The organism is Bradyrhizobium sp. LA2.1 (assembly GCF_040547725.1).
GTDB lineage: Bacteria > Pseudomonadota > Alphaproteobacteria > Rhizobiales > Xanthobacteraceae > Bradyrhizobium > Bradyrhizobium barranii.
Genome location: NZ_JBEPQI010000001.1, coordinates 522,996 through 544,890 on the forward strand (window position 1 = coordinate 522,996; position 21,895 = coordinate 544,890).

The 21,895-nt window shown below is 65.7% G+C and carries 6 protein-coding genes; 3 read left to right on the plus strand and 3 right to left on the minus strand.

Annotation, left to right across the window (positions count from 1 at the left end; genetic code table 11):
- Position 1: 1 nt before the first annotated feature.
- Positions 2-943, minus strand: coding sequence for an adenosylcobinamide-phosphate synthase CbiB (gene cbiB / locus ABIB95_RS02240; RefSeq protein ID WP_354237757.1), 942 nt, complete (start codon positions 941-943; stop codon positions 2-4).
- 121 nt (positions 944-1,064) lie between these two features.
- Here cbiB and cobU point away from each other — a divergent pair, with 121 nt between their 5' ends.
- The 3 genes from cobU to bluB are packed head-to-tail and all read left to right on the plus strand — an operon-like array spanning position 1,065 to position 2,987.
- Positions 1,065-1,571: a bifunctional adenosylcobinamide kinase/adenosylcobinamide-phosphate guanylyltransferase gene (gene cobU / locus ABIB95_RS02245; protein WP_354237758.1), complete on the plus strand. Its 507-nt coding sequence runs from the start codon at positions 1,065-1,067 to the stop codon at positions 1,569-1,571.
- Positions 1,568-2,350 (plus strand): adenosylcobinamide-GDP ribazoletransferase, encoded by a 783-nt coding sequence (gene cobS, locus ABIB95_RS02250; RefSeq protein WP_354237759.1) that lies wholly within the window; start codon positions 1,568-1,570, stop codon positions 2,348-2,350. Before cobU ends, cobS begins: the two co-directional genes overlap by 4 nt.
- A 4-nt stretch (positions 2,351-2,354) precedes the next feature.
- The gene (gene bluB / locus ABIB95_RS02255) at positions 2,355-2,987 is read left to right on the plus strand and encodes a 5,6-dimethylbenzimidazole synthase (protein WP_354237760.1); all 633 of its coding nucleotides are present in this window, start codon (positions 2,355-2,357) and stop codon (positions 2,985-2,987) included.
- Between the two features lie 160 nt (positions 2,988-3,147).
- On the opposite strand, the gene ABIB95_RS02260 is transcribed toward bluB, so the two are convergent.
- Positions 3,148-4,842, minus strand: a complete 1,695-nt coding sequence (locus ABIB95_RS02260; protein WP_354237761.1) for a ShlB/FhaC/HecB family hemolysin secretion/activation protein — start codon at positions 4,840-4,842, stop codon at positions 3,148-3,150.
- 11 nt (positions 4,843-4,853) lie between these two features.
- Positions 4,854-21,878, minus strand: a complete 17,025-nt coding sequence (locus tag ABIB95_RS02265; RefSeq protein WP_354237762.1) for a leukotoxin LktA family filamentous adhesin — start codon at positions 21,876-21,878, stop codon at positions 4,854-4,856.
- Positions 21,879-21,895: the final 17 nt, after the last annotated feature.

The following is a 21,895-nucleotide window of genomic DNA, read 5'->3' on the forward strand; positions in this document are numbered from 1 at the left end:
TTCACGCGAAGGCCAGGATCGCAAGGAGGCCGGCGAGCAGCAGCATGGCGCGGCGGTAGATCGTTAACCCCTGGCTGATGTCCGCGGCAAGCGGATCGCGCGCGCCTTCGTTGAGCCAGGGCTCATCGGTCGCGCTGCCGCGATAGATGCGGGGGCCGCTGAGCCGCACGCCGAGCGCGCCCGCCATCGCCGCTTCCGGCCAGCCGGCATTGGGCGAGCGGTGACGGCGGGCATCGCGCGTCATGCACGACAGCGCCTCCGAGCGCCGCGACGCCAACAGGACGAACAGAAAGCCGGTCAGCCGCGCCGGAATGAAGTTTGCGACATCGTCGATCCGTGCCGCGGCCCAGCCAAAAGCTTCGTGGCGCTCGTTGCGATGGCCGATCATGGAGTCCAGCGTGTTAATCGCCTTGTAGCCCAAAATGCCGGGCAGTCCGAACAGCGCGCCCCATAACACCGGCGCCACGATGCCGTCGGAGGCGTTTTCCGCAAGGCTCTCGATAGCCGCGCGCGCGATGCCGGCTTCGTCGAGCGTTGCGGGATCGCGTCCGACGATGCGCGAAACCGCATCGCGCGCAGCAGCGATGTCGCCGGCCAGCAACGGCTTCGCGACGGCAGCGACATGATCATTGAGCGAGCGCAAGGCGACCAGCGGCCAGGCCAGCACACCCACGAGTATGATCTCCATCCATCCCCAGGGGAGCAAGGACTGAAGTACCCAGCCGATTGCGACCGAGATCGCAATCACCAGAAGCGCTCCAGCCACGCCCGCAGCGCGGCGAAATGCCGGCGGATCGGAATCCCGATTCCAGGCGGCGTCGATGGCAGAGATCAGCCGGCCCAGCCAGGTCACGGGATGGCCGATCCGCGCGAACAGCCACGACGGCCAGCCCAAGAGGGCATCCACCGCCATCGCCACCGCCATCGCCCCCGCAAAACCCACGCACGCCTCCTGTCCCGCCCCTGTTGCGCAAAGCACGGCCCGAGCGCAAGCCCCCGGCCGCCTGATTTCGGCTTTGTCTTTGGCCGCGTTTGGTGATTAGTCAGGCCCACAGGAGACCTTTATGGCCGTCATCTTGATCACCGGCGGAGCACGATCGGGTAAGAGCGCCCACGCGGAAAAGCGAGCGCGCAGCTTTCCGGGCCAGCCCATCTACATCGCGACGGCCGAGGCGCTCGATGCCGAAATGGAGGTGCGCATCGCCAAGCATCGAGCCAAGCGCGCGGCCGTCGATTGGATCGAGCGAGAGGTACCACTCGATCTCCTGCAAGCTCTGATCGAGACCGATGGCGCCGGCCCAAGGCTGGTGGATTGCCTGACCTTGTGGCTCTCCAACATTATGCATGCGGGGCGTGACTGGGAACACGAACTCATGAAGCTCGCCGCTTTCATGGGCGGCCAGAAGAGCCCCGTCATTTTCGTCACCAACGAGGTCGGCCTCGGTATCGTGCCCAACAACGCGCTGGCGCGCAGCTATCGCGACGCCGCCGGAATCATGAACCAGGTCATCGCGGCGGTTTCCGACGAAGTCGAGTTCGTCGTGGCCGGCCTGCCGATGAAACTGAAATGATGCCGCGCGCCGAGCTTTTCAAAGAGATTATCGCCGATCTCAGGATGGCGGCATCGTTCGTCACGATTCTGCCGGTGGCATCGTCGAAGCCCGCAGGCGAAGGCGCCATCGCGCGCGCGACCTGGGCAATCCCCGTCGCGGGACTGCTGGTCGGCCTCGCGGGTGCCTTGGTCTACAAGATTTCCAGCCGGTTCGGACTGACACCGAACCTCGCCGCCCTGCTCACGCTGGCCACGACCGCGCTCATCACCGGCGCGCTGCATGAGGATGGCCTTGCCGATACCGCCGACGGGCTTGGCGGCGGCCGGACGCGCGAACGCAAGCTCGAGATCATGCGCGACAGCCGGATCGGCACCTATGGCGTCTGCGCGCTGATCCTGTCGTTCGGTCTGCGCTGGAGCGCGCTCGCGGCGATCGCCAATCCCTGGGCCGTCGCGCTCGCGCTGTGTGCCGCGCACACTGCTGCCCGCGCGGGCGTGCCGGCTTTCATGTCGCTGGTCCCGCCGGCACGATCTGATGGACTATCGGCAAGTGCGGGATCGCCGACGGGCCGCAGCGTCGCCATCGCTTTCGCTGTTGGAACGCTCGTCCTCGCGCTCGCGCTCGGGCCGGGCAAGGCGCTGGTCAGCCTGATCCTGCTGTCCCTCGCCGGCTTGATGCTGGCGCGGCTTGCCATCCGCCAGATCGGCGGGCAGACCGGCGACATCCTCGGCGCATTCGAGCAGACCGGCGAGATCCTCATTCTGCTGGCGGCGGCATCCTTCCGGATGGGAGGCTGATCTCATGGTCGAGTTCGACGACACCTTCCGTCAGCACTTGCGCGAGCTGTTCGTGTGGCGCCGCGACGTGCGCCGCTTCCGCGCCGATCCGCTGCCGGCCGGCGCCATCGATCGCCTGATCGAGACCGCCTGTCTCTCACCCTCGGTCGGCCTGAGCCAGCCCTGGCGCTTCGTTGTCGTTGAAGATGCCGCACGACGCCGCGACGTGATCGACGACTTCAGGGCATGCAACGCCGATGCGCTGAACTGTTACTCCGGCGAACGCGCCGCGCGCTATGCCACACTAAAACTGTCTGGTCTCGAACAGGCGCCCGGTCACCTCGCCGTGTTCGCAGACAAAGCGAGCGACATCGGCCACGGCCTCGGCCGCGCGACCATGCCGGAGACGACGGAATATTCAGTGGTCGCCGCGATCACCGCGATGTGGCTCGCCGCGCGCGCCGACGGCATCGGCATCGGCTGGGTGTCGATCCTCAATCCGGAGCGCGTTCACACCACTCTCGACGTGCCCAGCTCCTGGAAGTTCATCGCCTATCTCTGCATCGGCTATCCGGAAGTCGAATGCGACCAGCCGGAGCTGGAGCAGGCGAAGTGGGAGCACCGTCGCGGCGCGGAGGAATTCACGCTGCGGCGTTGAGACGCCCCCGCTCCATCCTCCGTCATTGCAAGCGTAGCGAAGCAATCCAGGCTGTCTCCGCGGAGGGATTCTGGATTGCTTCGTCGCACCAGCGCAAAATTGCTTTGCAATTTTGTCGCGGGCTTCTCGCAATGACGACGGAGAGAGCGGCGGCTTGTCGCTACGACCTGCTCTTGCCGGCGGCAGCCGCCACCGGCGCGGGGCTCTCCGGCTTCTGGAACATCAACAACGGTCGGAAGATGACGCGGCCATAGGCCTCGTAATGGTTCTGGGTCGAGACGGCCATCTTCAACGGCGTCGCGTAATTCGCCTCGAACGTCATGAACGACGCATAGGTCCATGAGAAGCCGACGCCGACCGAAGCGAGCTCGGTAACCCCCGGGAATGTTGAATAGACCGCACCCCAGTCGGTGAAGATGTAGGTGTCGAACCCCCTAAGCCACGACGACCAATTGTAGTGCAGCTCGGCGTTGAAATAATAGCCGCTGTCGCCGGATGCGGAGTTGGAGGGATAGCCGCGCACGGTGGTGGGACCGCCGATCGAGAAGATCTGGTCGCCCGGCAGCAGCTTTTCCTGCGTGTACTGCCAGCTCGCCAGCACGTTGGCGCTGAAATTCTGCGGCCCCGCCGCGCTGGTCGCGATCAGCGAGCCGGTATAGGTGTTGAACGCGCGGTTGTTGCCGAGCACATAATCATGCCAGGTGATGTAGTTCACCGCCGGCGAGACCGTGATCGAATAGGTGTTGCCGGAATTGGTCACCGAGAGCCCGGCGGTGGCCTTGTCGTAATGGTCGTCGGTCACGGAGACCGTGGCGAAGCGGCTGACCGTCTTGCCCTCGGTCTCGGCGGCGTTGAGCAATATCAGCCAGTTCTGCGTCACCCAGACCGGCTGGCTGAAATTGACCGCGGCCTGGCTCGAGCGTCCGGTGACGTCGAGCGCGACGAACGGTCCCTGGATGATCTTGATCTTGCCTTCGGTATAGCTGACGCCGACGCGGCCACCCCAGGGATTGACCGGAATGCTGTAGGCGGCGTTGCCGTTGAGATTGCCGTCGGCGCGGACGCCGTAGAAGGTCAGGCGGTCGTCGACGCCGAACAGGCCGTGGCGCTTGTAGAAGGCTCCGCCCTCCCAGCGCCCGGTGTTCTCCGCGCCCTGGTTGTCGGTGAAGAGTTGCAAGGTGTCGACCGGCGGCTCGATCACGGCGAACTGGAGATCGGTCAGGCCAAAACTCGTGCCAGGCTGGAGCAGCGCCTTGATCTGCACGTCGTTGGTCCGGTTGAACCAGATCACGTCGCGATTGAGTTTTGGAACGTCGAGGACCTCGCCTTCGGGCTCCTTCACGCGCTGAAGGATGTAATCGGTGCGGGTCTGCTTGTTGCCCTCGATGGTCGTCTTGTGCAACCGGCCTTCGGTCAGCTTGACGCGGACGATGCCGCCCTTGGCGTCCTGGTCCGGCAGCGTCGCGATGCCCGTGACGATGCCGCGCTCGGTGTAGATGGCGTTGATGTCGGCCACGAGCTGCAACAGTGCGGCGATGTCGACGTTCTTGCCGACATATTTCTTCGCGATCTCGTCGAGCTCCGCCGGCGTGATGAACTTGGACGCGTCGAACTCGACCTTGCGCAGGCGGAATTTCGGCCCACCCGGCTTCAGCAGCCCGGACTTCTCCCGCTCGCCGCCGATCACCGCGGGACCGGTGAGCTTGGGCGGCGCGCTCTGTTGCTCGAGCTGGCGGCGCTGCCGGTCGACGTCGTTCTGGATCACGCCGGGATTGATCGAGGGCACTTGCGCGCGCGAAGGGGCGATGCAGCAAGCTGCAAGCCCCACCCCCAACGCTGCCCCCCAAATCCGCATCCCGAATCTCGTTACCATGCCTGTGCGAGACGGCCAACGGACGGCTTCGCCGTCTCGACCGCCGCATCCTTCCAGCCCGGGCGACCCACGCGCTGCCCCTGACGGCGCAGCTTGCGCAGGTCGCTCAGTCCCTCGATGTTGACGGCGGGACCGGAGCCGATGGTCTCGACCGGACGCGGCGTCAGCAGCGCATCGAGCCGGGCCTGGCCGGAGAGACCGAGCAAATAGAACGTCCCGCCATCCTTCTTCGCGAGCCAGGTCTCGATGCTCTCCTTGCCCTCGCCGTCGACCGGGATGTTGCGCACCATGCTGGCGCCGGTGAAGTCGTAGCAGCAGGTGTGCGTCGGCCCGTAATTGGTGACGCTCGCCGAGACGTCGCCGGTGTAGAACACCACGTAGGCGTTGCTGACATTGGCGTTGCCGACCTGGCTCATCGTGAACACGCCGCCCGGCTGGTAGAGCTGGAGCGTCGGCCCGTTGGTCGGCGCCAGCGTCCGGTTGTTCAGGAACACCTGCTGGGTGGCGGTGGTGAGCATGAGCTGGCCCGGGACATAGCCGTTCAGGATCGTGACCGCATGCGCGTCGGTCCAGAAGTTCGCGTCCACCACCCTGAACTGGTTGACGATGATGCTGTCCGGGTCGATCGAGATGTTGGCGGACTTCGCGACGCCGCCGTTATAGCCGGTGATGTTCATGATCAGCGGGATCGCCGGATTCGAACGGATCTGCTCGCCCCTGACGTTGATCGTGTCTGCCGCCAGGTCGAGCTCCCGGACGACGCTGACCCAGTTGATCGTCAGGTCACCCGACGACGTCATCTTGACGATGTCGCCACTGATCCGGTCGAACGAGACCGATCCGGCCACATCGAAACGCGTCTCGCCGTTGGCGGTGATCGATCCGCCGCGGAGCGAGCCCGTGTCGGATTTGACGTTGAGGTCGCCGGCATCGCCCGGGATACCGGTCGTGGTGAGCTGGCTGAAGACGATATCGTTGACGGCATGCAGGGTCTGCGTGCCACCGCTGATGGCGGTGCCAACGGTGATCCCTCCGGCCGTCGCGGTGACGTCGAGCGTGCCGCCCGCGCTAAGATTATCCCAACGAACGACGGTGCCGCTCAGGACTGCGTTGCCGGTCGTGGCCGTGAGGTTATGACCGGTGTTGGTCCCCGCCGCGATCAGCCTCGCCGAGCCATTGGCGGAGACCGAGCCCAGCGTTGGCACGCCGCCCGACATCACCGTTTGCGCCAGGATGAAACCGTTATCCGCATTGACGTTGATGCTGCCGGCGTCGCCGTTGATGCCCGTCGCCGTCAGCGCGTTGAAGGTGACGTTGTCGTGGGCGTGAATGGTCTGCGTGCCGCCGCTCTGCGCCGTCTGGAACGTGATGCTGCCCTGGCTTGAAGTCACGCCCAGCGTCGTGCCGACATTGAGGACGTTCCAGTTGACCGGACCGCTCGCGGTCAGCAGGCCCGAGCCGGTCGTGGCGGCGAGCGTGTTGCCGGTGATGGTCGTGGCCGCAAGCAGCGTCGCCGAGCCGTTGGCTGAGACCGAGCCCTGGCTCGTCACGCCGCCAGCCGTCACCGTCTGCGCCAGGATGAAGCCGTTGTCGGCGGTGACGTTGATGCTGCCGGCATCGCCGGTGATGCCGGTCGTCGTCAGCGCATTGAACGTCACATTGTCATGGGCGCGGATGGTCTGCGTGCCGCCGCTCTGCGCCGTCTGGAAGGTGATGCTGCCCTGGCTTGCCGTCGCGCCCAGCATCGTCCCGACGTTGAGCGTGTTCCAGTCGATCGGGCCGGTCGCGGTCAGCACGGCCGAGCCGGTCGTGGTGGCGAGCGTGTTGCCGGTGATGGTCGTGGCCGCAAGCAGCGTCGCCGAGCCGTGGGCCGAGACCGACCCCAGCGTGGTCACGCCGCCCGACGTCACCGTCTGCGCCAGGATGAAGCCGTTGTCGGCGGTGACGTCAATGTTGCCGGCGTCGCCGGCATTTCCGGTCGTCGTCAGCGACTTGAACGTCACGTTCTGGGTCGCGTGGACCGTCTGCGAGCCGCTGCTGTCGGCGGTCCCGATGACGACACTGCCGTTGTTCGCGACGGCACTGAAGCTGCCGCTCGCGCCGGTCGCCGTGCCCGCCAGCACTTGGTCGAGCGTCAGCGCGCCGGTGCCGATGATGTCCACGTTGCCCTTCACCGCGGACAGCAGGCTCGCCTCGGTGTCGGTCAGCGCCTTCAGGTAGATGCCCCCGGCGCTCGCGCTCGCCGACAATTGTACGGCGTTGAAGGCGAGCCGGCTCGTGGCACTTCCGATGCCGTTCGATGCGCTCAGCGACACTTCGGCGCCCGCGCCGGATGCGACGAACCTGGTCTGGCCGTCGCCATTGTCGATGATCGCGCCCAGCGAAGCGACGCCACCGGCAGTGACGATGATCGAGGGCGCGTTCGAGGCCGCCGCGTAGGACAGGGACGAATTCAGCTGGCCGATCGTCGCATCGCCCGTGGTGGTCACCGAGATCAATCCGGCCGCGTTGATGGCCGAATAGGCGCCCATCGTCAGCGTCGCGGCAACCAGGGTCACGCCGTCCGAGCTGCTGGTCGCAACCACCGGCGCAGCGCTGGTGCCGGCCGCGAAACTCATGCCGCGGTTGGCGAGCAGCTGCATCAGGCCGCCGCTGGTGACGTCGGCATTGACGGTGAGCCCGCCGCGCGCAGCGTTGAGCGTCAGCGCGCCGCCGGCCGTCAGCGTCCCATAGGTGCCGCTCGTGCCGACCATGAGATCGCCGGTGACGGCGAGGATGCTGAGGTCGCCGACCGCCGAGCCGGTCACCGCGCCGGAGATATTCACCTGGAGCGGCTGGAAGGTCGAGCCGTTGAAGCCGATGTTGCCGCCGGCGCGCAGATCAAGGTCGGCGCCCAGGATGTGGATCGCCGTACGATCGGTGAAGCCGGCCTCGGCATAGATGCTGCCGGTCGCGGCGAGCTGGATCGCATTGCCGGCGGCAATGTTGCCGAGAATGAGATCGCCGGTGGTCTGCTTCAGGTAGATGCCCTGCGCCGACGAGACCTGGTCGAGCTGGTCGTTGGACGGATCCGCGAATGCGATCTGAAGCGCGTTCGTATTGTTCGCGGGGTTGCTTCCGGCGGTTCCCGAGGGGGCACCGACATTGCCGTGCTCGGCGATCAGGGTCAGGTTGCCGATATCGCCTGAGATCACGGCCCCGCTTGCGTTGGCGGAGATGCTGTTGACGGCGTCGAGCTTGACGTCGCCGCGGCCGGTCACCTCGATGCCGTTGGCCTGCGCGGCCGCGATCGGGCCGTAATTGGCGGTGACGCCGCCGAGCGCGAGGCTGTTCTTGCTGCCGAGATAGATGTTCGACAGCGCCTTGGCCGAAATCGCGATCGGGTTGTCGACGACGACGAGGTTCTGCTGCGACAGGCTGACCGTATAGGTCGTGACATGGGTCGTCGGGTCCGTGACCGCGCCGACGGTGAGCTGGCCGGGACCGGCCGTGGCGAGCAATCCCCTCTGCTCCGGCGTCAGCGACGAGGAATCGACGCTGGTGAAGGTGAACGTCTGGGGCGCTGCCGAATTGCCGACCGAGCCGCGCGGCGCGTAGAGCATGATCTGGTTGGCGCTGACATTGGCGACGACGTTCTCGTCGATCGGCGGCGGCGCCGCGCCGACGGCCGACGACGACACCGTGTAGGCGAGCTGGCTCTGCGTCCACTGCGAGCCCGCGGTGATGATGCTGTAGACCCGCTCGGTCGATGCGAGCGTGTAGCTGTAATTCACATTATAGGCGCCAAGCGCCGTCTGCAGCGCCGTATTGCTCGGCATGCGCTGATTGGCTGTCGCCACGCCGTCGAACAGCTTGGTGAACAGGGTCGACGACAGCGAGCTGCCGAACACGGTCCCCAGCGGATCTGTGGGCGCGCTGCCCAGCAACGTCGTCAGCGAGGTCTTGAGCTCGTCGGTGGTGATCTTGCCGAGCAGGAACTGGTCCCTCAGGAACCGCGTCGTGGCCTCGGTCTTCATCTGCGTCGTCGTGACGTTCGCGGGATCGATGCCGAGCTTGGCGGCCACCTGCGCCCGCAGCACCGTCTGCCCCACCGAGGTCGGGTTGTAGGTGCTGCCGTTCGGGAAGGCGATGTTCTTGAGCTGGAAGTAGTCGTTGTAGGCCGACGTCACCATCGACTGGTAGCTGTTGACGGCGTTGGTGGCGGCATTGCCGCTGAGCAGGTCGAGGCTCGCCTGAACGTCCTGAAGATGCTGGCTCTGCGCCTGGGTCAGACCAACCGCCGCCCGGCCGTTCAGGATGTTGGCCGGGTTGTTGTCGGAGCCCGCCGCCTCAAGGAAGACCGGGCCACCGGTCGACTGGACCGTGCCGAGGCGCAAATCGCCCTTGGACTGGATGATGTAGGTGCCGGTGGCCGAGGCGCTGTCGAGAACACCACCATCGACGCTGCCGTTGGCCTGAATCGTCCCCGTCGCCTGGATCACCAGCGGATTGATGTTGGTCAGGGTGGATGCGCCATTGACGACGGCGCTCTTCGCGCCGATCGCACCGGAGGTGGAGTTGATCTCGATGTTCTTGCCGATCACGACGGGATTGGCGACGTTGTAGGCGGACGCCGAGTTGATGTCGCCGGTCGCCGAGAGGAAGACGCTGCCTTGCGGCGTGGCGCCTGCCGAATTCACCTTGACCTGGTTGATCGACAGCGCGCCGATCGCCGAGATCGCGATGTCGCGGTCGATCGAGCTGGCGGTCAGGCTGCCGCCATAGATCTGCACCTGGACGGGAGCCTTGTTGGTGCCGAGCGTTCCGATGCCACCGTCACCCCGAAGCGTCACGCTCGTGCCCGAGATTACCGGGTTGTTGGCATTGGCGGCGACCGTGATGGACGAGTTGGCGCCGGTGGCGGCAAGCGTCGTCGTGCCCTGCTGGTTGTTGATCGACCCGTTGATGACGATGCCCGAGGTCGAATTGACCACGACGTCGCTGCTACTGCCGCCGATGAACTTGATGTTGATCGGGTTCGACGCCTTGACCGTGTTGGTCAGCGTGAGCGTCAGGTGATCATAGATCGCCTGGTACCAGTTGTACTGGGCGTCCGCGCCGCAGCACGCGTTGGAATGGGTGTTGAGTCCAACGGGGCTCCCATCCGGGTTCACGCCTCCCGCCCAGTGATAGCTGCCTGTGGCGGTGGTGACTTTCTGATAGTTGCTGCTCTGCGTGCCTGAAACCAGGTTGGTCGAGCGGGTCCAGTTCTCGCCGGTGACCTGATTGGGCGTGAAGCTCCAGCCGTAGTCGAACTGCGTGCTGGTGGGTAGACGATCCAGCGTCGCGGTGTCGACCCATTGATAGAGCATGTTCTCCTGCGTCCGGTACTGGACGCCCGCCGTACCGGTCCTGGCCGTAAGCATCGACGGGTCGATCGCGGCCGCAGTGACACTGTTGGTCTCGTACCGCGACACCTGCTGACTGCTTGCAGCCTTGGGATCGTAAACCCACCACGTCGTCTTCCCCTTGAGCTGGTCGACGATCTCGACCACGCTCTGGGCAGTGACGCTGGTATTGATGGTGTTGGTGACCAGCTGGAGCCCGCTGGTGTTGTTGACGGTGACCGTGCCGGCGCCGCCTTTGATCTCGATGTTACCCTGGGTCTGGGTGCTGTCGGTCGAGGTCGAGATGATCTTGCCGTTGAGGTAGACGTAGCCGCCGGCGCCCTGCGCCACGCCATTCAGGATGAGCTGGTCGGTGAGAGCGTTGTACCTGACCCCGATCTTGGCGTCGCCGCTGGCCGACGCCGTCACGGAGCCCGAGATGTCGTAATAGACGCCGTTCCGCGCATTGGCCTGGGCCGCGGCAAAATCCGCGCCGCCGTTGCGGTTCTTGAGGCCGTTGCTGCCGTAGATGGCATCGTACGCCGCGGCGCCGATGTCGACCGAGTAATTGCTGCTCGAGCCGGCCTGGATGGTGCCGTTGATGTTGATCACCGACGCCGAGATGATGACCGCCTGGCCGCTGATGGTCCGGGTGGCAGTCGCGGTGGCCGGCGCGTCCGCGGTCTTCGGCGTGATCGCATCCGGCTGGATGTTGATCACCTGGAAGAAGCCCGAGCTGTCGCAGGCTGACGCACAGTTGAACGGCGTCTTGTACGGACCGCTATCGGTATAGACGTTGCGGCCGTCATAAGTCGTTTTCTTCCACTGCGCGAGCACGACATTGGACGAGTCCTGCGACTGCCCCTCGATGATCTTGAGGGTCGCGATGTCAGGCACGCTGCCGGCATCGGGAGTGCTGGTGTTCCCAGGCGTACCCCTGCCCACCGGCAGGAAGATCGATGAATAGAGCGAGGTGCCGTCGTAATACGTCATCAGCATGCGCGCGGTGAAGATCGTGCTGGCGTCGGCGTTGCCGACGGGTTGATACACGCCGTGGCTGCCGTCGGTGCAGCAGTAATAGAAATAGGGGTGATCGGTTCCCGAAGCGATATGCGGAGCGGTATAGTAGTCGCCGTAGGCGCCGAGATAGGTCGCCGCCGTCATCACCGCGGTCAGCGTGTCTTCCGGCCTGTTTTCAGTGGTGGCCCATTGCGAGGTGACCGCGCTGCCGCTGTCGTAGAAGCTCCCGATACCGCCGAGGAAGGTGAAGGTGCCTTTGGGCACCACGATCTGGACGGTCGCGGCACTGAGCGACTGCGATGCGACGACGCTGCCGAGATTGTTGATGATCTTGAGCAGGCCGTTCGCGTTGTTGACGGCGCCGTTGAAATAGATGTCGGGCGTGCGGGTCAGCACGTTGCCGTTCTGGTCGATACCCTGGCCGGAGTCCGGATCCAGGCGGTTGTAGGTGGCCGAGACGTCGATGACCGGCGTCGCGCTCGGCATCGCGGTGAAGGTCACGTTGGAGTGAGAATCCGGGTCGACATGGTCGATCTGACGGTAAGTGATGTTTCCTCCGGTCACGTCGGTGACCGTGAGGTTGCCCAGGCTCATGAAGTCGAGGCCCTTGTTCTCGATCTTGATCAAGGGCGAGCTGCGCGCGATGACCGCGGGCGCTGCGGGATTCGTCCCGCTGTTGCCGGTCAGCTTCTGAGCCAGGATCGAGACGTTGCCGGCGGACACCATGATGTCGCCGAACGCGAAGGCGTTGCCGGGCGCGTCGGAGGTAAACGGCGCCTGCTTGATCAACGTGTCGATCTGGCGCTGCTTGTCGCCGGTCGGATCGGTGCCGGACGGCAACATGCTGGCAGGCGCCGTGGGCGTCGCCGCCGCGAGCTGGGAGCGGACCTGCGACTCGGTCAGTCCGGTCAGCGACGCCAGCTGGTTGACCACCAGCTGGTAGGGATTGAAGTTGCCGACGACGGCGTACTGGACCGTCTGGTGGTTCCAGCTCATCACCGGGCTCAAGTGATTGACGTCGGAGACGAGCTCGGGGACCGATGAAGAGCCGTTTGTCAGCAGGGAATAGGGACTGGTCGTGCTCAGTGTCGGCGCGGTCGCACCGAGTTCGATCGTAATCGTCAAATCGTTATTGACGCCCGCCACCACCTGGCCGTTGAGCGCGACATCGCCGGTTCCGCTGGTGTGGCTGTGGTTGTCGCTGTTCTTGGCGCTGAAGATGTCCAGATACGGATTGTAGTTGCTGCCGTTGCCGGCCGCCGTGACCTGCCCTTGCGTTGCACCGAGATAGATGTCGCGCGCGCCGAGGATGCTCGAGGTGGGGGCCAGCGTCAGGCTCGTGGTGTCGTCAGCATTGGCCGTGCCGCGATAAAGCGTGGAGATCGGAACGGCGGTGTTGTTGTAGACGACCGTCGTCGCCGTCGCCTGCACGCTGCTGAAGACGGTGCCGTCGCCGGCGAGGCCCGCGTAGATGGTGATGTCGCGCCAGGCCGCGATCTTCGCGTTGTCGCCGACATTGACGGACTGGTTGGCGTGGACCCAGCTGTTGGTGCTGGCACCGACACCGGCGATCGCGCCGTAGAGGCTGGCATTGGCGTTGTTCGCCGCCGCCATCTTCGCGGCCGTGCCGATATAGATCTTGCCCACGCTGAACAGCTCGCGGGCATTGATGTTGACCGCGAGCGTGGCGTTCGCCGTCATGTTGGATTCGGCGCCGCCGCCGGCGAAGAAGCTGGCCGTGGCGAGGCTCGCCGTATCGTTGGTGTTCAGCGTGTTGTAGGCCTCGATATTGATGAACGCCGCCGACGTCCGCGGATCGCCGTTGAGGCTCAGGACCGTGCCGGCCCCGATATTTGTGTTGACGTGCTGGGTGACGGTCGAGGTGCTGAGTGCGGCTGCACCCGAGAACGAGCCGCCGGAGCCCGACCGCGCGCCGCCGCCGCCCTGGTTGACGATGTCGTTGGCGATGACGACCATGTTGCCGCCCGCCGAATTGATGATCAGGTGCGTTCCGATCTCGGCAGTGGTGGTCGAGTCGACGTCGTTCTGCGCCTTGCCGGCGGAGACACCGGCCGTCGACGCCTGATAGGCGTCGCCGCTGGCGGCATAATTCGTGGTGTGCTTGGCATTGATGCGGAGGCCGCCGAAATAGAGCGTGTCATCCGCCGTGCCGCCGTCGAACCGCGCGTTGGTCACGGCGGTCGAGCTGGTGGTGGCGACCGCTGCCGCGCCGGCATAGGTGCCGCCCGCGCCGACCGTCGCGTTGGACACGTTGGTATCCGTGCCGGTGGCCGTGATCCGGAGGATGCCCGTGTAATTGCCGTGATTGAGATTATCCATATCGGCGGGCGCACCCAGATAGGCATAGGTGTGCGCGTTCGACGACGTTTGCGCGACCGTCGCACCGAGCGCCAGGAAGCCGGTCGAAAGGCCTGTCCCCTCGGCGTATTGGGCGCTGTCGTTCTCGGCCGCGATGGTGACATCGGCGTTGGGAAGCCGGATCCCCGTCCCGCCATAGGCGCTCACCGTCGCGTTCTCGGACGCCACGGCAAGGCTGCCCTGTGCGCCGATCAGCGAGCCGCCGCCGCCGGCGAGTGCCTTGGCCCAGGTCGTCGTGCCGCTGGTCGGGACCAGCGCCATGGCGGTCACCGCGAGCGCACCGCCCGAGAAGCTGACGTTGTCGCCGACATCGGCCGTCACCGTGGCGCCGACCGTAGACTTGGCGATGGCGACGCCGACAGCGGCGCCGCCAACGGAAACGCCGATCGCCTCGCTCGACAGATTGGGCGTGATCGACGCCGACACCAGCGTGCCGACGCCGGCCGCCGACGTCGTGATCGAGGCACTGCTGCCGATCTCCGCCAGCACGGACGAGTTCTCGTGGGCCTCCGCATCCGCACCGACGCCCGCGACGATGCCGCCGCCAAGTGCTGTGGACGTCGTGGTCAAGGTGCCGGCGCCGCTTGCTCCAACTGCCAGAGTCGTGACGTTGACGGTGGAGCCGTTCAGAACCCTCGCAGCGACCGAGCTCGTTCGGCTTGCCGACGCGACCGAAGCGCCGACGGCCACGGCGCCGCCGGTGACGCCGCCGGTGAAGACCACCTGGGTCGTCGAATCCTGCGCCATGACCGCGGCGCCAGTGCCGGTGCCGCCCGTGCCGGTGATCTGGCCGCCAAGCATCGCCACCACGGAGTTGCTGACATTGCCGACCGCGACAGCCGCATCGGCGCCGAAGTAAAGCGCCGCACCGCCGGCGATCGCCTCGGTGTCGATGGTCTTGCCGGCATAAGGTCCGGTGGTCGCGTCCTTGACCACCGCCGCAACGGTGACAATCGGTGCCGAGACGGCCAAAGGCGTATCTGCGGCCACCAGCACGCCGGAGCCGTTGCGTCCGTAGTCACTCAGATTGGCGAGCACGGTGCTGTTGACGCTGGTGTAGCCAATGCCCGCTCCGATGCCGACATTCTTCGCAAAGCCGGCGCCAAGAAGATACATCTTGGCCGCATTGGCGCTGGTGGCAGTGACATTGACTTGCGTGCCCGTGACGTTGCCGCCAGCGATCTGCGCGACAACGGCGTCGTTGCCGCCGCTCAGCACGCTGCTGACGTCGTAGGTCGAGCTGACGTTGGCGCTGTTCGGATTGCCGGCCGTTCCGCTCGCGACCGCGTTGCTGCCTTGCGTGTGGTTGGTGCCGTTGTTCACGGACGCGATGGTGCCGTTGTTGCCCTGATTGAGCTGGCCGGTCTGCTGGCCCTGGGTATCGGCATCGGCGGTGTTGGTGCCGATGATGATGACGCCGACCGTCGCGCCGATACCGACGCTGCCGCCGATGCCCGCGGTGACCGCGTAGGACAGCACCTCCTTGGTGCTGAGCGCATTGACGTTGATCGCGCCGGCCGAGTTCAGATTGCTGTTGCGGCTTTCCGCAATGGTCTGGCTCTTGAAGCTGATGACGTTGGCGGCGGCGCCGATGCCGACCCCTGCCCCGCTGGCGCCAACCGCGAGCGCCCCCGCGATCTCCTTGATCGCCACGTCCTCGGTCGCGTTGATGGTGACCGCGCCGGCCGCACCACCCGTCACCGATTGCAATGTGGTGTCGTAGACGCCGGCGATGGTGGTGTTGTTGGCGATCTCGATGTTCGCCATGCCGGCGATCGCCGCCGTGCCGGTCGAGAGCGCACCGCCGATCGCATAGGCCTCGAAGCGGTTCTTGGTGGTGGCCTCGACGTCGAGCGCGCCGCTCAGATTGAGCGCGGTCGTGTGTGCAGCGCCATTACCCTGATAGTGGAATTCGTCGCCGACATAGGCCTCGGTCCGGTTCGAGGAGACCTGGACCAGGAACGCCGCGCCGATCGCGGCCTGGCTGCCATAGGCGCCGGAGCCGTTCGCGGAGAAGATGCCGGTGTTGTTGGTGGCGTTCACCGTCAGCGATGCGGCCGTCAGCGCGCCACCATCGACATAGGCTTCCGTCGTCGCCTGGAAGACGTTCAACCCGACCGAGCCGGTGTTGAAGCCGATCGCGATCGAGGATGCATCCTGCTCGGCATTGGCCTTCACGGTGACGGCGCCGACCGTCGGGCTCGACGACTGCGCGCCGCCGACAGTCGAATTGGTGATGTAGGCAAACGTACCGCGCTGCATCGTGGTGCTGATGATGGTGGCGCCGCCGCCGCCGTTGCCGGTCGGGGCCACGATGCCGGCGCCAAACGCGCCGGAATAGGAGAAGCTCGACGCCGCAACCTCGATCTGGGGTGCCAGCGTCGACGAGGTCAGGCGCGTGTCGATGGACGCGCTGTCGATATAGGCCCTAGTCGCCCCGCTCATCACATTGGTGATCGGGTTGATCATGATGGCGATGCCGCTGCTCGCGGCGACCGACGCGACGTTGGTCACGACCGCCTGGTGCGAGCTCGCGACCACGGCAAGGCCGCGCAGGATGTCCTGGTTCTCGGAGAGATCGGGCGTAGAGTCGGTCGGCGCGTGGGCGGCGCCGAGATCGAAGGCATGCACCAGCGTGCCGTTGTTGACCGACAGCGTATCGGTGGTGCTGGTCCCGAGCGCATCGACTTTGGTGTTCGCCCCGCTGATATAGGCCGCTGTGGTTCCCGTGATCTGGTTGGTGACCAGCGAGCCTGCGCCGCCGGCTGCGCCCTTGCTGATCGACACGGCACCGGCGAACACGGCCGCCTTGTCGTTGTTGCCGGCGATCACGGCGACGTTGTTGGTGGCGGTGACGTCGGCGCCGTTGATCCCATTGGTGCCGGCGGCGGTGATGCTGGCGGTGACGTTGGTGCCCATCAGATTGGTGGCGACCGAGCCGGCCAGCCCGACCTGCGAGGACATCGCGATACCGACGGCAACGGTCGAGATGCTGGCGTTCGAGTTCGCACCGACGGCGACGCTGCCCGAGGCGGTCAGCTTGGACCCGGTGACGCCGGCGCTGACATTGTTGGCGATGCTGCTGTAGACGAGCGCCAGGCCCGCGGCGCTGCCTTGCGTCGAGGCGCCCGCGACGGCAGCGGTTCCGGTGATGCTGGAATTGTCGGTCGCGGAGACGGAAATGTTCTTGGCCGTGACGGACGATTGCGTCGCGCTGGACTGGCCGTTGCCGATGGCCGCCGTAACGGTATTGGAGATGCTGCTGATCGTGGTGCCGCCGACGCCCGCAAACTGTCCGGTCGCCAGACCAAAGCCGATCGTGACCGCCTGGATCTTGGAGGAGTCGACCGCGCTCACACTGACATTGCCGTTGCTGCCGGCAGTCATCAGGACGTTGGCGATGTAGGCCGAATGCGTGATTGCGATGGTGTTGTAGACGATCGAGGCGCCGACATTGTTCTTGCCCGCCTGGATGAGACCCGCAACGGAGACGATGCTGGCTCCCGGACCGTTACCCGTGCCGTCGTTGAGCGCAGCCGCGCTGAAGTCGATGCAGTTCTGCCCGCCCGTGCCGCCGGCGACCGTGCAGGTGTCCGTGGCGAGATGATTGTTGTTCGACTTCTTGACGAGGTTGCCGAGCGCCGTATCCAGCGCCGACACCGCGCCGCTGTCCGCCAGCACCGTCACGCGGCCGACATTGATGCTCACCGTCGCGCCGCTGTTGATATAGGCCGTCGTGGTCGGTGTGATCTCACTGACGACGATCGCGCCGGCAAGTCCGTTGGCGCTGGCCCCGCCCCCGCCCGAAGCCGCACCGGCCGCAATCACGCTGGCGCTGTCGGCCATCACCAGGAGGCTGTCGTAGTTCGAGATCGCCGTGCTGCGGATATGCGCGTCGGTCGCGTTTCCACCCGTGGGATCGGCGATCGACGCATAGGTCAGCCCGATGCCGACGCCGGCCTGACCACCCGTAATGTAGAGCGAGCCGCCGCCGATCGCGATGTTCGTGGTCTGGTAGGCGTCGACCTCGAGCGCGCGATTGACGCCGCTCGCCTGCCCCGTGATCGTCGAGCTCTCGATATAGGCGTTGGCGCTGTCGGTGATGATGCCGACCGAGGCCGACAGCGACGCCGAATTGGATTTCGATCCCGCCACGCCGATGGCAACGACGGTCTCCGAGCCGCCATTTAGCGCCTGCACCGTCACCGAACTCTGGTTGTTCATGGTGGTGCCGTAGATATAGGCGAGCGTCGCATTGTTCGACATCGCCGCCGCGATCGCGCCGCCGATCGCAGCCCCCGTGGCAGACCCTCCGGCCAGATTGAGCGCCGCGGAGCCGGAACCATTGTTGAGCATAGTGTCGTTCAGCGCCTGAACGATCGTGTTGGTCAGCACGGCGCCGGTCGTGGTGTACTTGTTGACCGTCGTGTTCCTGATATAGGCGCTGGTGCCGAGCGAGACGTCGCTCACCGACGAGCTGCCGGCGAGATCGAGGCTGAAGCCGCTCGTGCTCGATCCCGAGGTCGAACCAATCTTGCCCGCCGCCGTCGTCACGCCGGCGGTGCCTCCGGTCGAGGCGGCGCCGGCAGCGCCTGCCTTGTCGGAGAAACTCGACGACGCCGGGTCGGAGACGGCTGCCGCGACGGCGGCCGCCGTGATGCGTCCCGAAGTGGTCGCGCTGAGGGTCAGATTGTCGACATTGACCGCCCCGCTTCCGCCGCTGGTGCCGGCGAACGGATCGTTGGCGCTGAACACGCCGGGCCGGATGTCGGAATGGTTGTCGCCGATATAGGCGGAGGTGTCGGTATTTGCGCCGAGATAGGCGACCGACAAGCCGACCGCCGAACCGCCGCTCCCGTTATAGCTCATCGCGCCGGACAGCGTCACGACCGACAGATCCTGCTGCGCCAGAATGCCGACGGTCGGGGCATAGACGGTGGCCTGGCTCGAGATCGACGCGTGCGTCGTGTTGTTCAGGAAACCGAGCGAAGTGATGCCGTTCAGCGCCAGCGTGCCGGCAGCCTTGCCGGACGACGGTGCGACAGCGACGAACCGGTCGGAAGTGATCGCGTTGACGGCGATGTCGTCCGCCGCACGCAGCGTCGCACGGTCCGAAACGCCGGCGATGGTATTGGTGTTGAACTGGACGAGATTGAGCGCGCCGCCGACGGAGGAGCCGCCCGAGGTGTTGCCGAACAGGAAGCCGAGCGTGCCGACATTGCCGGCGGCGTCGATCGACGCCGTGGTCGTGGTGGCCGCGATCTGAATGCTGGCGTTGTAGGTATGGACGTCGCCATTGTCCATGCCGGCCGACCAGCTGCTGCCGCAGGTCGCGGTCGTGCAGGTCGCAGTCAGGCTGGCGGAACCGGCCACCCACGCCGTCGTGTTGTTGTTCACGACGAAATGGTTCAGCGAACCTGCGATGCCGATCGTGTCTCCGGCGTCGGCCGTGGCGTTGGCATAACTCGTCAGGATGTTGCCGCCGACGCCGAGATTGCCGTTGAGATGGCTCAGAACCGCACCCAGTCCATCCCACTTCAGCCAGGTGTTGGTGATCGGCAATTCGGTGGTGGCATCGACGGCGATATTCGCCGCGTTGACCAGGGTTCCGCCGCCGATATAGGCGTTCGAATTGTGGGTGAAATTGCCCCAGGCGACGGCCGCGCTGATCGCGGTGCTCTCGCCGGACACCGGGTCCTTCGTGATCGCGCTGGACGTCGCATTGCTGCGAACGCCGCGATCGATGACGTTGCTGGCGACGGCGACGTTGCCGCTGGCATAGATGCTCGGCGCGCCGCCGCTCGGATTCTGCGCGATCGCAGCGGTTGCGCTCTGCGTGCTGTTGGCCAGCGAGAGCGCGCCTGCGACTTTGAAATCGAAGCTCAACGGCATCAGCGAGCCCATATGGTCCCTGATGATCGACGTCGGCGCGGTGACGGCACGCAGTCCTCTTTCGATTGCCGCGATCAGTGCCGGGAGGCCGGCGATGGACGAAGCCATCGTGGAATTGAGCGTGGTATCGGACGTCGCTTCGACCAGAACGGAGCCGTTCATCCGGTTGGCGGTATCGGTTCCGAGCGATGCGCCGAGCGTCGCGGTCGCGGACGTCGTGATGTCGCTGATGGCGAACGCGCCGCCGACAGCACCGCTCGCCCCCGTTCCGGGCGCCGCAACCGACGTTGCGCTGGTCGAGAACGAGTTGTTGTTAATCGCGCGCACCTTCAGGGTGCTGCCGCTCGTGTTCACCGTGCCGGCAGCAATATGCGCGCCGGTCGCGACGTTTGCGGTCGTCGTCACCGATCCCGTGGAATAGGCCACCGTCGGGACAATCTGCGCACTCGTCGACGCCGCGAGGGCCGAGATGGCGATGGTCGCATCATTGAGCGCCTTGATCTCGAGGTTGCCGCCGGCGTTGACCGTCGCGCCCGAGGCCACGTTGGTCGTGGCAGTGCCGTCGATCTTGCCGACGACCACGCCGGCCGCGACCGGCGTGAGGCTGCCGAGCAAGGTGGAGGCGACCGCCGGATCCAACGCGGTCTCCGTGGCGTGTGCGGAAATGGTCACATCGCCGCGGCCGTTGATGTCGGCATGGCTGTTGATGTTGATGGTCGCGGTGGCGCTTGCCGCGACATAGCCGCCATTGAGCCCAAGCAGCGAGGCGGCAAGCGTCGAGCCAACGAGCGCGAAATCGCCAGCCACCGAACCGTTCAGGAAACTCGACACGGCCGTCGAGGTCGCGCTGATCGAGATGATGCCGCCGGTAATCTTGCCGTCGACCGTGATCGACGTCGCGGCGGTGGCCTGGCCGGACAGCTTGATGTCGCTCGCCGTTGCCCTCAGCGTCACGTTGCCGTCGGCGTAGGTGGTCCCGCCGAAGTTGACCGACTGGGCCAGGATCTGCGCGCCATTCATGATCTCGATGTTCGGCGCGTCGATGATGACGTTGTTGGCGTTGCCGGTCGAATGGCCGGAGCCATCGAGACGGCGGGCATCGATCATCGCATGCGCGGCGAGCGTGATGGAATGATCGGCCTGGATGAGGTAGTCGGCACCGGCGCTGAGCCCGGCGAGCGCATTCACGATGGAGCTGTTCGACAGCGTCACGCCGGTGTCGCCCTGGGCGGCATCACCCACGACCACGTCGGTCGGGTCGATCAGCAGCGTGCCGGCCTTGCCGTTGTCCGCACTGAGATCGACCTTGATGCCTTTCCCAATGTCGATGATCCCGTTCGCGCTGAAGTCGACGAGACCGGCATTGCCCGTCTTCGCGCTGGCATCGAACCTGGCGCCGCCCGCGACGGTCAGGTTCTGCGCCGCCTTCAGGCGGATCTCTCCGGCATTGCCGTTTGCGCTTGCGATGTTGAGATTGGCCTTCTTGCCGACATCGATGTTGTTGCCGGCCTGAACCGTGATGTTGCTCGGCGTCGCGCTCTTGCTCTGCGCGGTGAGACGCCCGTTGACCCTGGCATTGTTGACGGCGCCGATATGGATCGAGCCGTTGCTCACGGTGATCGCGCTGGCGCTGCGCAGGCCCTTCGAGTTGACGGAAGCTGCGAACTTCGCGGCGTGATCGAGATTGGCGATGTCGCGCTGGGTGGCGCCGCCGACAAAGACGTTCTGCCCGGTCAGGCGCACGCCGTCGATCGCGTTGATGCGGCCATAGATACGGATGTTGCCGTCGGGCGAGACCGGGAACGAGCCCGCCATCAGATTGCCGACCGCCGACTGGTTGATCTGCCCGCCTGCGCCGATCAGGCTGTCGGTGAACTCGCGTGTCGGCGTCGAGACGTTGAGGCTGCCGACATTCACCGTGCCGCTGCGGCCGACCACGAACCCCTTGGGATCGGCGAAATAGACGTTACCGCCGATCGCGCCGTTCATGTAGGAGTTCAGCGTGCCGTTGACGTAGACCGGGGCGTCGCGAACGATGTTGACGAGGTTCTGCGTGCCGGTCGGCAGCTGCAGATTGACGGTGTTGCCCTGCCCGACGCTGAACTGCGAGAACGAGTTGAAGGCGTTGTTGCCCGAAATCGTCGACGTCGTGACGTTGGTCACGCTGCCTGATGTCTGAAGGCTCGTCCCGGTGCGGCCGTCCGGGGTGATCACGTTCGCCGTCTGCGCCTGCAGGCGGACGCTGAACACCGGCAGGAAGACCATCTGCATCGCGCAGAGCAGCGACATCGAGCGGAAGCGTGCCAGCCTCCGCAGCGTCGTCAGCTCGTCATTGTGTCGCGTCGCAGATGGTCCGCGCATTTCATATCCTCTTCATC

Bases quoted from the DNA above. Each gene is read 5' to 3' on its own strand.
- cobU (WP_354237758.1), top strand. From the start codon at position 1,065: ATGGCCGTCATCTTGATCACCGGCGGAGCACGATCGGGTAAGAGCGCC.
- cobS (WP_354237759.1), top strand. From the start codon at position 1,568: ATGATGCCGCGCGCCGAGCTTTTCAAAGAGATTATCGCCGATCTCAGG.
- bluB (WP_354237760.1), top strand. From the start codon at position 2,355: ATGGTCGAGTTCGACGACACCTTCCGTCAGCACTTGCGCGAGCTGTTC.
- ABIB95_RS02260 (WP_354237761.1), bottom strand. From the start codon at position 4,842: ATGCGGATTTGGGGGGCAGCGTTGGGGGTGGGGCTTGCAGCTTGCTGC.
- ABIB95_RS02265 (WP_354237762.1), bottom strand. From the start codon at position 21,878: ATGCGCGGACCATCTGCGACGCGACACAATGACGAGCTGACGACGCTG.